The 14629-nt window shown below is 36.3% G+C and carries 13 protein-coding genes, 1 pseudogene and 2 riboswitches; of the genes and pseudogenes, 5 read left to right on the top strand and 9 right to left on the bottom strand.

Annotation, left to right across the window (positions count from 1 at the left end; all coding sequences use genetic code 11):
* Nucleotides 1-118: 118 nt before the first annotated feature.
* Together LD272_RS10655 and LD272_RS10650 are read right to left on the bottom strand one after the other, a co-directional pair.
* Nucleotides 119-880, bottom strand: coding sequence for an SDR family oxidoreductase (locus LD272_RS10655; RefSeq protein WP_226036599.1), 762 nt, complete (start codon nucleotides 878-880; stop codon nucleotides 119-121).
* Nucleotides 881-1088: 208 nt separating this feature from the next.
* Nucleotides 1089-1949, bottom strand: a complete 861-nt coding sequence (locus tag LD272_RS10650) for a phosphotransferase (protein WP_226036598.1) — start codon at nucleotides 1947-1949, stop codon at nucleotides 1089-1091.
* A gap of 136 nt (nucleotides 1950-2085) precedes the next feature.
* Between LD272_RS10650 and LD272_RS10645 the strand changes: the two genes are divergently transcribed.
* The 3 genes and pseudogenes from LD272_RS10645 to LD272_RS10635 all read left to right on the top strand — a co-directional run bounded on the left by LD272_RS10645 (nucleotide 2086) and on the right by LD272_RS10635 (nucleotide 5592).
* Nucleotides 2086-2400, top strand: coding sequence for a hypothetical protein (locus tag LD272_RS10645; protein WP_226036597.1), 315 nt, complete (start codon nucleotides 2086-2088; stop codon nucleotides 2398-2400).
* Between the two features lie 881 nt (nucleotides 2401-3281).
* Nucleotides 3282-4799, top strand: a pseudogene (locus LD272_RS10640) (malate:quinone oxidoreductase); the annotation flags it as partial.
* 187 nt (nucleotides 4800-4986) lie between these two features.
* Nucleotides 4987-5592, top strand: a complete 606-nt coding sequence (locus LD272_RS10635) for a CBO0543 family protein (protein WP_226036595.1) — start codon at nucleotides 4987-4989, stop codon at nucleotides 5590-5592.
* Between the two features lie 90 nt (nucleotides 5593-5682).
* Here the strand turns inward: LD272_RS10635 and fadH are convergent, their stop codons facing one another.
* From fadH to LD272_RS10620, 3 genes are all read right to left on the bottom strand, one after another.
* Entirely contained in the window at nucleotides 5683-6453 is a 771-nt protein-coding gene (gene fadH / locus LD272_RS10630; RefSeq protein ID WP_226036594.1) for a 2,4-dienoyl-CoA reductase, read from the bottom strand.
* 193 nt (nucleotides 6454-6646) lie between these two features.
* Nucleotides 6647-7018 carry a putative zinc-binding protein gene (locus LD272_RS10625; RefSeq protein ID WP_226036593.1) on the bottom strand — a complete coding sequence of 124 codons (372 nt, stop codon included), beginning with the start codon at nucleotides 7016-7018 and terminating at the stop codon, nucleotides 6647-6649.
* 344 nt (nucleotides 7019-7362) lie between these two features.
* Nucleotides 7363-7914 (bottom strand): TetR/AcrR family transcriptional regulator, encoded by a 552-nt coding sequence (locus LD272_RS10620; protein ID WP_226036592.1) that lies wholly within the window; start codon nucleotides 7912-7914, stop codon nucleotides 7363-7365.
* A 247-nt stretch (nucleotides 7915-8161) separates the two neighbouring features.
* Here LD272_RS10620 and LD272_RS10615 point away from each other — a divergent pair, with 247 nt between their 5' ends.
* Nucleotides 8162-9835, top strand: coding sequence for an FAD-dependent oxidoreductase (locus LD272_RS10615; RefSeq protein ID WP_226036591.1), 1674 nt, complete (start codon nucleotides 8162-8164; stop codon nucleotides 9833-9835).
* 141 nt (nucleotides 9836-9976) lie between these two features.
* On the opposite strand, the gene LD272_RS10610 is transcribed toward LD272_RS10615, so the two are convergent.
* Together LD272_RS10610 and LD272_RS10605 are read right to left on the bottom strand one after the other, a co-directional pair.
* Nucleotides 9977-10159 carry a hypothetical protein gene (locus tag LD272_RS10610; protein WP_226036590.1) on the bottom strand — a complete coding sequence of 61 codons (183 nt, stop codon included), beginning with the start codon at nucleotides 10157-10159 and terminating at the stop codon, nucleotides 9977-9979.
* A gap of 225 nt (nucleotides 10160-10384) precedes the next feature.
* Entirely contained in the window at nucleotides 10385-10915 is a 531-nt protein-coding gene (locus LD272_RS10605) for a YehS family protein (RefSeq protein ID WP_226036589.1), read from the bottom strand.
* A gap of 285 nt (nucleotides 10916-11200) precedes the next feature.
* On the opposite strand from LD272_RS10605, the gene LD272_RS10600 reads away from it, so the two are divergent.
* Nucleotides 11201-12034, top strand: a complete 834-nt coding sequence (locus LD272_RS10600; protein WP_226036588.1) for a YheC/YheD family protein — start codon at nucleotides 11201-11203, stop codon at nucleotides 12032-12034.
* Between the two features lie 72 nt (nucleotides 12035-12106).
* Here LD272_RS10600 and LD272_RS10595 read toward each other — a convergent pair whose 3' ends face one another.
* Nucleotides 12107-13303, bottom strand: coding sequence for a phosphoglycerate dehydrogenase (locus LD272_RS10595; protein ID WP_226036587.1), 1197 nt, complete (start codon nucleotides 13301-13303; stop codon nucleotides 12107-12109).
* A gap of 148 nt (nucleotides 13304-13451) precedes the next feature.
* Nucleotides 13452-13529: riboswitch (ZMP/ZTP riboswitch) on the bottom strand.
* Between the two features lie 173 nt (nucleotides 13530-13702).
* Nucleotides 13703-13807: riboswitch (purine riboswitch) on the bottom strand.
* A 160-nt stretch (nucleotides 13808-13967) separates the two neighbouring features.
* Nucleotides 13968-14624, bottom strand: a complete 657-nt coding sequence (locus tag LD272_RS10590) for a TraR/DksA C4-type zinc finger protein (protein ID WP_226036586.1) — start codon at nucleotides 14622-14624, stop codon at nucleotides 13968-13970.
* Nucleotides 14625-14629 lie beyond the last annotated feature (5 nt).

Raw genomic sequence — 14629 nt, 5'->3', positions numbered from 1 at the left:
CCTGTCCTAAGTTACAGTGCCCGAAAAATTCCCACCGAAGTTTGAATCGTTTTCATAAAAAACAAAAAAGGCCAGACACCTATGGAACTAGTGTCTGACCTCTTTTTTCATTTATTATTTAAAAGGCTGAAGTCCAACCGCCATCAACTGTTATGACTGTACCATTTACAAAGCTTGAATCATCCGATGCTAAAAATAATGCCGCCTGTGCAATTTCTTCTGGTTGTCCAGTCCGCGGAGACAAACCATGCGTTAGGCCTGCCCGTTCCATTCCGAATTGATTCACACCTGTCATACTAGAACCAATGTTTGTTTCGACTGCACCTGGTGCGATAGCATTACAGCGAATTCCTTTTTTCGCATACATAAAGCCAGTATTTTTTGTCATCCCTACCACAGCATGCTTGGACGCTCCATAGGCAACGCCTGCGTGAGCGCCACTAAAACCACCCGTTGATGCGGTATTAATAATTACACCACTTTCTTTCTCAAGAAAAATAGGTAAGGCTTTACGCATGGCGCGCATAACACCCTTCGTATTGACATCAAAGATCAAGTCCCATTTCTCATCTGGAATATCTCCAACTGGTTCAAAACCATCCATAATTCCCGCATTATTAACTAATATATCTAGGGTTCCATATTCACTTACTGCCGTATCAATCATATTTTCTATATCTGCTAGTTCTGCTACATTTACTTTTATCGCCTTTGCATTTCCACCATCTCTAGTAATCTCATCTTTAACACTTTCAACACCTTCAAGATTTAAATCTGCCAGAACGACCTTTGCCCCTTCTTTTGCATAAAGCTCAGCAATTGCCTTACCCATTCCTGAAGCTGCCCCTGTAACTACCGCGACCTTATCTTTCAATTTCATTCCAAAACCCCCATTAAAATTATTTGAAAGCGCTTACTATTAAGCTGGGTTTACTATATCACACTTAAGATTATTAATAAACAAATGGTTATAAATAATCTGGAATTGTACTGCATGGTAACCTTAGTCGAGGAAAATTTTATACATACGAAAAGATCATTCGCGAATTCAGTCATGAGATAAAATTTCGTCGAAAGATCCTCACTACTCATTTCTTAATAATGTCCTTCCAATAGAACCAGGCTTTTAAATAGCGGTTAAAATCATTGGGATGATGTTTAATGCAAGTTGCCAGTCTGAGATATAATCCTATCACAACATCTTCGTAAACAATGGAATTAATTTTCGCACCGTTAATCCTCAAATGACTTACTGCTGAATCTATTGTTTCTTTCGTCAAATCGTCTGGTGAAGAACAAAACGCATAGATCAAATCATAACGTGGATCTCCAATAACGGGAGTTGGATCAATCACTCCAGTTAATTTTCCATGTCTGAAAATAAAATTATGTACCCCACAATCCCCGTGCAATAAGTATGGTTGTATGTCTCGATTTTCTCTATGAGTCTTGTTAAAAAGGTCAAGAATGAAATTATATTCATCTTTTTCTAAGTGTGAAGTTAAAAAAGTGTTTGCTTCAATAATTTCATTTAAAAGAAAACTATCCCAAGAATCCGATAAATCATCTGCCCATCCCCAACCCGTATTCGTTGGTACACACTTATAATTGTTTATCAGTCCTTCCACAAGTGCTTGGAGCATTTCCTTTTTATTATTTATCGGATAATTAGTAGAACCTGCCATGAATCCATATACGAAGTACTTATATGACTGTTCAACAAACAACATGTTAGGTAATAGTTCTACGTCCTTATAAAATTCAAGAAAATAAGCTTCTGATTCAATTACCTGTGGTTCATTTAACTTAACGACATAACTAGTATCATCGCTGCTATTTAGGAGATATAATTCACTTACAGTCCCACCACTCAGTTCTTTATATTGTGTAGTGTTTAAAGGTATTTTATTTTCAAGAATTAGTTCACTAATGATTCTAGTAACGTCCATTTTTATCACCTCTTAGAATTTATAGAGTAAGCCCTGATCCATAGCTCAATGAACCGGCCTCTTTTCACTAGATGTTTAACACTTCCTGCATGATGGGAATCTGTTTAATAACTTGTTCAATAAGGAGTTGTTTATAATGAAACAAACATACTATATTTCAATAGACTCAGGACGAATAGATAAAGAGAAACTTGGCGAGACCCACACATATTTTGAAGTTGAGGTAGATGACAGTCAGTTATATGAGTTAGAGTACCTTTTAAAGCAGGTTTTAGCAATGGATCATAACGCTAAATCGATATTCACAAAACCTCTCTCGGAAAAAAATATTGATAATGAACGGGATACCTTTCAAAAAAATTTAAAGCAGTTGTACGAAAAGATATATGAATTCGGTACAAATGAAACAAGGTCTAGTATAAGGTCATTAGGAATTGGTGTGACAAAATAAAAAGTGGCAATGAATGAACGTTGCTCCATTATTTTTATTATGGATACACTATAACCTTTATAAGGTTAAAACCAATCAGATGCTTCAATTAGTCTTTCATTAACTGCTAATAGCTTTTTTCCATAGGAAGGGGACAAGTAAAAATTTCCCCTTGTCCCCTATTGGTCATAGTGACCATTGCTCCTGATAGCTCCGAATTGATTTCCAGTACTTCCTGCGCCCCCCAAGACTCATTTACTGTATCTCCATTTTTAATGATATGTTTATATTCACTAAAGCAAACTATATTACTACTAAAAGCAATCCAACAACTGACAATAAAATACCGAATACCTCTTTAATAGAAAACCACTTAACTGTAAATGGTTGACCAAACTCAGAACTGTGATTTTTAATTTTTTTTACAAAAAGGGAGTTACTTGCTATGGAAATCACTTACAAAATTTATTTTAAAAGTATGGTAATTACATCAGTTATTATTGGAATCCTTCAATTTTTCGAGTTACCTGAATATCTCAACTATGTCTGTTGTTTATAGCTATTTTATTTGGACTATTTGGTTATATCAAAAAATTCAAAAACTGGTAGTGAAGATTGTTTGACCATTGTGAAGAAAGTTACTGTAATGAGGGTTATCTTGAAAAGGCAAGTTGCCATAGTCACGCAATAAGCTGGCTTAAATCTTTAGTTTTATATATTCCCAGGCGAAGTTAACGGATTTCTACCTTTTTTAACAGCTATAAATAGTTTATAATTATTATATACTAGTAGACAATTAATCTATAAATAATTGTAATAAAGTCTGTTACAGTTATAATTGAAGACAGAAAAGGTGTGTAACTTGGTGTGACCTACATCTTCGCTGCAAATCTCAGGGGAAAAGGTTGGTAAAAATGAGCAACAGAGAAACGAAAACAGACGTCATTTTAATTGGTGCCGGAATCATGAGTGCAACTTTAGGGACGCTCTTGAAAGAATTGGTACCAGAATGGAAAATTACAGTATTTGAGAAGCTCGAAAAAGCAGGAGAAGAAAGCTCTAACGAGTGGAACAATGCTGGAACGGGGCATGCGGCACTGTGCGAGCTTAACTATACGACCGAAAAGCCAGATGGATCTGTAGATATTAGTAAAGCGATAAAAATTAATGAACAATTTCAGACTTCGATGCAATTTTGGTCTTATCTTGTAAACCGCAAGCTAATACATAATCCACAGGACTTTATCATGCCATTACCTCATATGAGTTTAGTACGAGGAGAACAAAATATATCGTTTTTAAAAAATCGTTTTAAAGCGCTATCAGATAATCCGCTTTTCAAGGGGATGGAATTTTCCGATAATCCTGAAAAACTGATGGACTGGATACCACTTATTATCGGGGGTCGTACAACTGATGAACCGGTCGCGGCAACCAAAATTGATTCTGGAACTGATGTCAATTTTGGTGCATTAACGAACATGATGGTTGACCACTTAGAAAGTGAAAATGTTGATATAAACTACAAGCACAGTGTTAATGATATTAAACGTACTAGCGACGGCTTGTGGGAACTTAAAGTGAAGAATGACGAAAGCGGTACTGTCGAACGTCATACTGCAAAATTCGTTTTTATCGGTGGTGGTGGCGGAAGCCTACATTTACTACAAAAATCGGGTATTCCTGAAGGAAAACATATTGGAGGATTCCCTGTAAGTGGACTATTTATGGCGTGTAATAACCCGGACGTAGTAGCTAGGCATCATGCCAAAGTGTACGGAAAAGCAAAAGTCGGTGCTCCTCCAATGTCCGTTCCGCATCTTGATACACGATTTATCGACAATAAAAAGTCATTGCTATTTGGACCATATGCTGGCTTCTCACCAAAGTTTTTGAAAAATGGTTCCATGTTTGATTTGATAACTTCCGTAAAACCGGATAATTTATTAACTATGTTGGCTGCAGGGGCTAAAAACATGGCATTGACAAAATACCTTATTCAGCAAGTTATGTTATCGAAAGAACAACGGATGGAAGAGTTACGCGAGTTTATCCCTGATGCCAAAACCGACGAATGGGATTTAGTAATAGCTGGCCAACGTGTACAAGTCATCAAAGATACCGAAGATGGCGGCAAAGGAACGCTTCAACTTGGTACTGAAGCGATTACTGCCGAAGATGGATCGATTGCAGCACTACTTGGCGCGTCTCCTGGTGCTTCAACTGCCGTTCACGTCATGCTTGAGATCATCGAAAAATGTTTCCCTGAATATATCGAAGAGTGGGAACCAAAAATTAAAGAAATGATTCCTTCTTATGGCATGTCACTAATGGAGAACCCAGAGCTGCTAAACGACATTCATACATCAACAAAACAGACGCTTGGTCTAAGTGAAAAAGAGCGAGTCTCTAGTAATTAACAAGACAAACAAAGATAAATTAATGCACAAAACCTTTGATCCGATCTTCGGATTGAAGGTTCTTTTTTTAAATAACAATCCTCATATTACAATAATCATCAAAATACAAGCCTAGTGAGTAATAAAAGTAGCTATTGTTACACAAGCTGAAAGTATCAATTTCAGATAAGGAAAAGTGGCTATAATAGTGAAAAATTATATAAATGCTGGTTTTAATGTCGAGTCATTTATCTACATTTTTGGAATCATAATTGGGATAGTTATTCTTCTACCTTTTTTAAAATTAAATTGGAAGAAATATGGTTTATTATTTGTATTAGCTGCATTAATTGGCAATCTCCTTTGTTATCTTTTTGTTACATTACATTTTTACTCATTTCCATATTTGTTGTTCCCTAACCTACTAATTATGCCTGTAACTACAATTGCATTATCCTTTCCGATAATGGTTCTACTTGCTGTACGCTATAGCCCAAAGCACTGGCCATGGAAGATACCATTCTATTGGGCAATCATTCATGTCGGTATGTTCTTTGAAACATGGGCATTAGTGAACACAAGGATTATTGAATATAATTTCAAATGGGATTTTTGGCATTCTTATACTTGGTGGTGGATATTTTTCTTGATTTTCGAATGGATTGGGGGAATCATCGTTCCTGAAAATCTAAGAAAACCTATTTCCATTGAGTCTTTAAAATTTGGTAAACTAGGGTGGGCAATTATTCACTTCATTTTAATTTTGACAATTTTTCTTGGCGGTTACTATCTTGGCTCTCTCTCGATCAGATAATAATAATCGTACGCACTTTCAAGATGAATACTAAACAGAAACCAAGGGCTTTACCCCTTGGCTTAACTAAAAAACTATTTAGATTAAAAATTAAAAAGGTTGCTGGTTTAACCATTGTCCGCCGTCCATCGTAATACATTCTCCATTTATGTAGCCTGAATGTCCAGAGAATAGAAAAAGGGCAAGTTCAGCAATTTCCTCAGGTGTACCTAACCGACCTAATGGTACACTATCCAACGTTCTCTTTGCAGCGTCTTCAGATTCCCATAATTTTTCAGCCCCTCCTGTCCGGTCTATCGGTCCAGGAGCAATGGCATTGACACGAATTCCATATTTTTTGCCCCATTCAACTGCAAGGGTTCTTGTCATCGATAATACACCTGCTTTTGCTGCGGCTGAGTGGATCACACCAGCTCCAGCACCCCAAGCGTAGGTTGCTACCATATTAATGATGCTTCCTTTCATACCTTTTTCAATCCAATACTTTCCTACTTCACTGCTACAATAAAAGGTCCCATTCAAGACAATGTTAATAACAGAATTCCAGCCATTCGCACTTAACTTTTCAGCTGGACAAATAAAGTTACCGGCTGCATTATTGACTAAATGATCAATCCGCCCAAATTGCTTTAGGGTTTTAGATACCATATGCCTAACATGTTCGATTTCTCGTACATCCATCTGTATCTTTAAAACCTCTGATTCTGGTTCTTTCTTATTGATTTCAGTTGCTGCAAGATCTAGTCTTTCCTGGTTTCTACCTGTGATTACCACTTTTGCGCCAGCCCGCGCAAAACGCTCCGCCATGTACTTTCCCATACCACTCGAGCCACCTGTCACAATAACAACTTTATCTTTCATGCTTCTCCCACCCCTTTAATGAATGATCATTCATTTTGTTACAGTTTATCATGATTCATCGCTCCAGTGATAGGAAAATTTCATTTACTCGGACTCAGGGGCGTACTTAAATTGAGCAAAATCGGCAGGGTAATACTTGTCGTTTAGGGACAAATGCATCCCCCATATTCAAGAGATTTTACTTACGATTAAATTAAATAGTAGAATTTTCCCTGATTTGGTCTAGAATCTGGTTGTATGCATGTAACGTAAGCATAGGATCCGGGTCCACTCCTTTTTTCTTCGGCACATCAAAGTCAGACAGAACAAAATGATGTTTAGTTTCCACATCATGTCTAGCTAACGAATGCTTGCTACAGGATAGTACGCAACCATCAATTGCAATAATATCTCTTCCAGATTTGGCTGTTCTAACTAGTGACTTAACATCCCCACCAACACCGGCAATACAAGACATCTCCGCAACATTTTCTCGGTCCATTTTAATGGCAATCGAATTAGCGGTTTGTGCGGCAGAGGAACATCCTGAACATGAATAAACAATTGGCAAATCAGTTCTTTTCATTGTATCTTTCTCCTCCTATTTTTGTTTTGACTGATGTACTTTTTTATCAATATTCACATTTAAGCAACAGCCTTTAATGAACCATACCCCCACTTTAATTTATAATTTTTAAAAATTCTGTGAATTAAATCACTTCACAATAAAAAGTCCGCACCAATCATTCCTTCATGGATTGCCTACAGCCAAAATAAAAGGAACCAATGCTTTAATAATCCACGAGACGATTCTAGCTGTTGCTATCTCGTAGAATAAGTATTAAAAGTTCAAAAAAGCCAAACCCACAATTTTCTTACATTTGTAGTTTTGACTTTTATACAAAGATTCGAAATACAGTTGTAGTAGTGTTATAATTTTAAAACTTTCAACAGGATAAGGTTCATATCAGCTACCGATTTTTGAAAATCTTGATAATACCATTCTAAGATAATGCCTAATATTGCATTTGCCTGATAGGATACTTCAAAATCAGTTATTTCATTAATTAGATCCATTGATTCCATTGAACTTTTTACGAATCTTTTTATTCGTTTAAAAAACATCTCATAATAGGCAAAGTTAGAATTGTTGTTAAAGATAAATTGATAGAACTCTTTATTATTGTAAATATGTTCGAACAAATGAATCATCTTTGGATCTAGTTGCTGATAATTCAAAAGCCGGTAATTTGTCGTTTTTTGCATCGATTGCTCTAGTTCATCCATAAGCTGTTCAATGATTTCTCCAAAGTATTTTGGAACATTTTCATAATGAAGATAAAATGTTCTTCTTGTAATCCCTGACAATCTACAAAGCTCCGTGACAGTAACTTTTTCAAGGGGTTTTTCTTTAAGTAATTCAATCAATGTCGATTGTAAATTTGTCTTTGTTTTAATGACTCGTAAATCTTCTAGGTTCATTTACAACTCGCCTCCTCAAGACTATAAAGATTGTCCTATCACTCCCTGTGAAACCGCAATCAATTAATGGACAAAATTATTACACACTTGTATAATATAGTTAACCTAATCATTCTAAAAATTCTAACTATTTTCTTCTAGCCAACCAGAGTATATTAATTGTATCAATATACATATCCTACCATGAAATAGAAAAATAGAATGATTAAGCTATCTTTTATTAAAAAAAAATAATTGGAGGGGTATTATGAATTGGCATGAAGAATATGACGTTGTAGTTGTTGGTAGTGGTGCTGGTGGTCTTGTGGCAGCAATTACTGCTGCTAGTCAAGGGTTAAAGACAGTTATTATCGAAAAAGGTGAAGTATGGGGTGGTTCCTCGGCTCTTTCTGGTGGTGGGTTATGGATTCCAAATAACCACGTATCTAAAAATGCCGGGTTGCAGGATAGTGAAGAAGAAGCTCTTACTTATATGCAGGAAATTATTAAGGATATTGGCCCATCCTCCACTTACGAACGTAAAGAAGCCTATGTGAAAAATGGGCATCAAATGGTGAAATTTTTAGAAGAAATCGGAATGAAATGGGTTGCTGGTTCATTATATCCTGACTACTATCCAGAAAAGCCAGGTGGTAAGATTGGACGTTCCATAGAAGGTGAAATTTTTGATGCCCGATTGCTTGGAGATTTTGAACACACGATAAGAAAAGGTGAAATTGAAGCACCTTTACCATTATATTCTGGCAAGGTTGCATCCTTACCGAAGGCTTTTACAAATGTGAAAGACTTTAGTACTGTAATCGGAATGTTTCTCAATGGATTTAAACATAAGATTATGGGTCGCCATGCTCTGTCGATTGGTGCAGGTCTAGTAAGTCACTTGATGAAGATTGCCCTCGAACAAAACGTAGCTATTAAACTCTCCACTCCTTTAAAAGATTTACTATTCGAGAATGATAAAGTTGTTGGTGTGAAAACTGAAAAGGATGGTCAACCCTTATATATTAAAAGTAAAAGTGTTATCCTAGCAGGCGGTGGGTTTGAACGAAATTCTGAGCTACGAAATAAATACCACAATGTTGGAACTGAATGGACATCCGCTAGTCAAGATAATACAGGAGACATGCTATTAATTGCTCAAAAACATACGCTTGATACAGCTTTATTAGATGATGCCTGGTGGGGACCAACTACACTAGATGCAACCGGATCTCGAAAGTTTTTAGTTTATGAACGCTCCATGCCACACTCTGTAATTGTTGACCAAACCGGATCACGTTATTTCAATGAATCACAATCTTATACCGATGCGGGGCATGCAATTCTCGATAGACAAGAAAAAAACGGTAAGGCAATTCATTCGTGGCTCATTATGGAAAGCCGGCATCGCAATAAATACTTGTTCGGAGACATGTTGCCGAAAAGAACACCTAAAGAAGCGATTGAAAGCGGTTTCTTAATTAAAGCAGACACGATTGAGGAACTAGCTAAAAAATGTCACATTGACTACGCAGGATTAAAAGCAGAAATTGAGCGCTTTAATACATTTGCAGAAAAAGGCATCGACGAAGACTTTGGGCGAGGAAATTCTGTTTATGATAATTATTATGGTGATCCTCGGTATGGAAACCCAAATTTGGGCTCGATCATAAAAGCGCCATTTTATGCTTGTAAAATTTATCCTGGTGATTTAGGAACTAAAGGTGGTATTGTAGCAAATGAGTATGGTCAAGCGCTACGAAATAATATCCCGATCGAAGGACTATATGCAACCGGAAATTGTTCTGCTTCAGTGATGGGTCGGGTTTACCCGGGTCCAGGTTCTACCATAGGACCAACAACAGTTTTTGGTTATATATCAGCAAATCATATCAAGGAAAACTTAGCCAAATTAGGAGAGTCGGAATCGAAAATCGTTTAACTTTCTAAATAAAGTACAAACTAAAAAGGATTAGTATCTAGTTTTTAGATAGGTACTGACCCTTTTTTAGTTTATACAATGCTAGTACAATCCTCTATAATCCGTTGGAACTAATATTATAAAGGAAAACCAACTTTTTATTTATTTACGATTCATTTTCTTGGTAATCCATGTACCTATGGCCCAGCTGATAACGAGCGAAGCCCCCGAAACCATTCTACCTGCAATACCATCTAAATTAGGAAAAATTGCGCTTGTAATAAGAATTAAAAATACAAAGATAGCAACAATAATTAAGTATTTGATAAACAACTGTTTCAACATGTACCACCCCTTCTGTTCGAACTCATAGCAACTAGTACAAAAATATGAATACTTTTTTATTTTATCACAGGATCGATCAAATCAAGCAGGAACAGTTGTCTACTTCTAAAATTCGTCACATTTCAGATGAAAGAAATACCGTCTATCGATTACCCGCGTCACCTCGACTGAATAAAAATATAATAAGGACAAGGTTAAACGAAGCCCTTGTCCCACCACCCATAATTAGTTTCTATATTTTATAGCTAATCCTTTCAGGAAATTTCTGGCGTATCTGTCACCGCACGCTTTATAATTCTTATGTCCTTCTTTTCTTAATAAAGCACTTAGTTCTCCTTTTGTTATCATAACTCCTGCTTCTTCTAATGTATCAAGCATATCCTCACTGGTTAATGTTAGTGCAATTTTCAATTTCTTTAACAATACATTATTCACACTACGATTATTATTTATCGACATGGCAGGTTTGTCCGGTTGCCCTGGTTTTGGATCTTGTTTACCTCTTTTAAATATAATAAGACCGTTCAAAAATGACTCCAACATGAAATTACTGCATTCCGTGTTCTCTTCATCTTCATCTATTTCATCATCGAAAGCTTCATTATCATAATTGTCCTTTGACTTTACCAGGAGCTCTAGCACCTCTTCTTTGGTTATTTCAATCTCACCAAGTTTAAATATTTTCACCATATCTGTATCTTTGATATCTAGAGCATATCTTAGTCTAACTAAGATATCGTTATTATTCATATCCATCTTAAAAATCCTCCTACAATACTAGCTACTCACATAATAGCCAGTGTACTCTTTATTTTTTGACACATGAAACGTTATACATATGGAATCACCAGAGCTAATCCCTATTAAATGAATAGTTTAACACTTTACATACACGCTTTATAGTTTTCTATCATTTAAGTTGTAAAATTCACATGTGTTTCCAAAGCAATTCACCCATTAAACCTTTTGTTGATTAGTAACCAAATGCCCACTTCGACCATATTCATATACTATAGCATTGATTAAAGGGAAGGGATTATGATGGACAATCATTTGTATGATAATCGCGATTTAATAAACACGAACGTACACTTTGACAAAGAACGTCTATACTTTAATAAATGGGAAATGTATAAGCTGTTGGCTCCATATAGGTTCCCCTTTCACATTCCTTATACAAATTATCTCACCAAACAATCCTTAGATTTATTCACTTACAATCAAGCATCTTTTTTCATTAAGCCGGTAGATACCTGGTCTGGCAAAAACATAACGCTTGTCACACCCAATTATAGCGGTTTTATTTTACAACATCAAAATGGAGCTGATCACTTTTTCCAAAATAAAGACGCGTTAACACAACAATTAGTCCATCAATATTCCCATACACATGCAATCATTCAACAGCGGGCACCATTGATTCCATTTGATACTAGAGCTTTCGACATTCGTGTCCACTTACAACGAGATGGAAATGGATATTGGCTCTACGCTGGAGATTTAATTCGAGTTGGTGGAGAAAAAGCGATTATTTCCAATTTGTTTTCAAAAGGTGGAGGTGTAGTCGAAACAGACTTTGTTTTAAAAAACTTATTTGATTCAAATCAAGTGAATGAAGTAAAAGAACACTTAAGAAAATCTGCTTTTGCCATTACCAAACTTCTTGACGTCTACTATCCTTTTATCGATATTGGAGCAGATTTTGGTATTGATCATTCAGGTTCCCTGTGGTTATTGGAGGTAAATACAAACGATAGAAGTGGCAGACCAGATTACGATTTATTTAAAAAATTACCGAACAAAGCAATTTATAAACAAATGGTTGCAAGAGACAAAGAACGGAAGAAAATTTGGAATAAAGGTAAGATTTTATAGATGCAGTATCAAAAAAAAGGACGATTCTCTGCATGCAAGAAGAATCGTCCCTTTGATTTGATTACTAGTTATTTAGATCATACGATTGGTAACGATACCGTTGATTTGATTAATTTTCGCTTCCAATTCAGGAATAATAGCGTCGTTTACATCATTTTCAATATCCACCATCGTATAAGCATAGTCCCCGCGGCTTCTGTTAACCATATCCGCGATGTTCAAATGAAAGCTTGAAATAACAGATGTAATCTGTCCAACCATGTTCGGAATGTTCTTGTGAAAAGCTGTGACACGTCGCTTTCCTGTATAAGGAAGAGTAGCGTTTGGAAAGTTCACTGAGTTTTGTATGTTACCTGTTTCCAAAAATCCCTTCACCTGACGCGCAGCCATCTTTGCACAATTTTCCTCTGATTCCTTCGTTGAAGCACCTAGGTGTGGGAATGGAACTGCATTTTTCATTTTCAAGACATTTTCAGTTGGGAAGTCGGTAATATACTTACCTACTATTCCACCTTCAAGTGCGATTGCCATATCCTTTTCATCGACAAGCTCACCACGTGAGAAATTTAATATATGGACGTCGTCTTTCATAATGCTAAATGTTTGTTGGTTAAACATTCCTACCGTATCACCTGTTAACGGAACGTGCACGGTAATGTAATCAGAATTTATAAACAACTGTTCAATCGTACTAGCACGTTGTACATCAGATGACAAGTTCCAAGCCGTATTTACGGTGATGAACGGGTCAAATCCAATCACATCCATACCTAAATTAAGTGCATCATTCGCTACCTGTGCACCAATTGCACCTAATCCAATAACACCAAGCGTTTTCCCTTTAATTTCTTTACCAACAAATTGCTTCTTGCCTTTTTCTACTAGCTTTGAAAATTGTTCACTTTCTCCTTCTAACGTTTTAGTCCAAGTGACCCCCTCAAACAGGTTTCTGGATGAAGCCATTAATGACGTTAGTACAAGTTCTTTTACAGCATTCGCATTAGCGCCAGGTGTATTAAAAACGACAATTCCTTGCTCTGTACACTTGTCGATTGGGATATTATTGACTCCCGCGCCGGCCCTCGCAATTGCTTTTAAATTACCGGTTAACTCTAGGTCATGCATATTATAACTGCGCACCATAATTGCATCAGGATTTTGATTGTCAGTGTTAAGTGAATAATTCCCGCTAAATACATTGAGCCCGCTCTCTGCTATATCGTTTAAAGTTTTGATTGTTTTTACTTTTTCTAATACAGTTGTGCTCATATCATTTCCTCCTCCTTAATTTTAAATAAAGATTTTAAGCAAGGAAGGGCCCTTGCCATCCGCCATTGTTTTATAAAATTCTTGCCATATTAAAAGCAGTACCTGCTATCCCCCCTATAAAACAGAAAGAGGTAAGGAAATATTCCCTTACCTCTGCCCAGGCGAACGGCTACGACACTATGTGCTCCCTCGCGGTTATCCGCGTTCGCCAGTCACACATAGTTTTGTCTTTTTTATTTTAAAAGAAAAGCACTTTGATAACGAAGATATTCTCCCATCAACAGAATAAGGTCTAGAAAATGTAGAGTACTTTCTACCTTCTAGACCACAAAAGTTAAAGTGTATTAAATGAAGCATGAAAGTCATGCCCAAATTAGATAGAAGCGACTAAAGAGCCGACAACTATCTACTTTAACTCGTAGTCTAGTTCTTTCAAGTGGGAACTAGGTAGAGACACTCGGACCATATTACCGAGGATATACGAGAAATTCTTTTAAGATTATCTATCGATAATATAACAAACATAATTCGGATAATCAATAGAAAAATGTATATTCTATCTAAAAAATGAATTAACGTTCGTGTTTTACTGCTGTATGACTGAGACCCGAGGTTGATCATTCCCTATCACACAAAAAGTTCCTGGCACTCTAATTAAGCTTGTCTATTCACTTTCAGCTTCTGATTTTTTCTTTCTATTTACTTGATTTTCCCCATTTATATCTGTTTCAGCTAATTCTTCAATTTCCTCGGAGCTACCAGAAAGTTGATCCGAATCAATATACATGTCGTCATAACTATCTTGCTTTTGATAAAAATCGGAAGGAGTCTCAGACGAACCATATTCCTCAACAGCCTGCCAAGCGTCCTTGCCGTTAAATGCGGTTGATTCCGTTGCTTCTGCTTTGGCATCTCTTCTGATAATATCCGGTTCCATGATTTCTTCTTCGACAGGTCGATACTCACGTAATTCACTTGCAGCGTGTTTCTTACACCTGAACGTGGTTGGTACCGCTAATAACCTTTCTTCCTGAATATCTTTTCCACATATCTCACATTTTCCATAATTTTTATTTTCTATAGCATGTAATGCCTGATTAATTTCTCTATTTTTTTGTTTGGCATGCTCATCTAAGGCGATATCTTTTTCTTGGTCATATAGCTCTGTACCTTGATCACCAGGATGGTTATCATAATTTGATAAGTCTCCGGTCATTTTTTCATTAGAATTACTTTCATTAATTTTTAGATGTCCCAACACTTCTTTCTTCTGTTGTAACAAGTATTGTTTAGATTTATTTATAACTTTAGTAGAAACCATTGTAT

The organism is Aquibacillus saliphilus (genome assembly GCF_020404745.1).
Taxonomy (GTDB): domain Bacteria; phylum Bacillota; class Bacilli; order Bacillales; family Amphibacillaceae; genus Aquibacillus; species Aquibacillus saliphilus.
This window is presented reverse-complemented; position numbering and strand designations above follow the sequence as displayed.

Excerpts from the sequence above, each read along its gene's own strand:
- LD272_RS10600 (WP_226036588.1), top strand. The coding sequence starts at position 11,201 with ATGGACAATCATTTGTATGATAATCGCGATTTAATAAACACGAACGTA.
- LD272_RS10590 (WP_226036586.1), bottom strand. The coding sequence starts at position 14,624 with ATGGTTTCTACTAAAGTTATAAATAAATCTAAACAATACTTGTTACAA.
- LD272_RS10610 (WP_226036590.1), bottom strand. The coding sequence starts at position 10,159 with ATGTTGAAACAGTTGTTTATCAAATACTTAATTATTGTTGCTATCTTT.
- fadH (WP_226036594.1), bottom strand. The coding sequence starts at position 6,453 with ATGAAAGATAAAGTTGTTATTGTGACAGGTGGCTCGAGTGGTATGGGA.
- LD272_RS10655 (WP_226036599.1), bottom strand. The coding sequence starts at position 880 with ATGAAATTGAAAGATAAGGTCGCGGTAGTTACAGGGGCAGCTTCAGGA.
- LD272_RS10650 (WP_226036598.1), bottom strand. The coding sequence starts at position 1,949 with ATGGACGTTACTAGAATCATTAGTGAACTAATTCTTGAAAATAAAATA.
- LD272_RS10645 (WP_226036597.1), top strand. The coding sequence starts at position 2,086 with ATGAAACAAACATACTATATTTCAATAGACTCAGGACGAATAGATAAA.
- LD272_RS10595 (WP_226036587.1), bottom strand. The coding sequence starts at position 13,303 with ATGAGCACAACTGTATTAGAAAAAGTAAAAACAATCAAAACTTTAAAC.
- LD272_RS10605 (WP_226036589.1), bottom strand. The coding sequence starts at position 10,915 with ATGGATATGAATAATAACGATATCTTAGTTAGACTAAGATATGCTCTA.
- LD272_RS10620 (WP_226036592.1), bottom strand. The coding sequence starts at position 7,914 with ATGAACCTAGAAGATTTACGAGTCATTAAAACAAAGACAAATTTACAA.
- LD272_RS10615 (WP_226036591.1), top strand. The coding sequence starts at position 8,162 with ATGAATTGGCATGAAGAATATGACGTTGTAGTTGTTGGTAGTGGTGCT.
- LD272_RS10625 (WP_226036593.1), bottom strand. The coding sequence starts at position 7,018 with ATGAAAAGAACTGATTTGCCAATTGTTTATTCATGTTCAGGATGTTCC.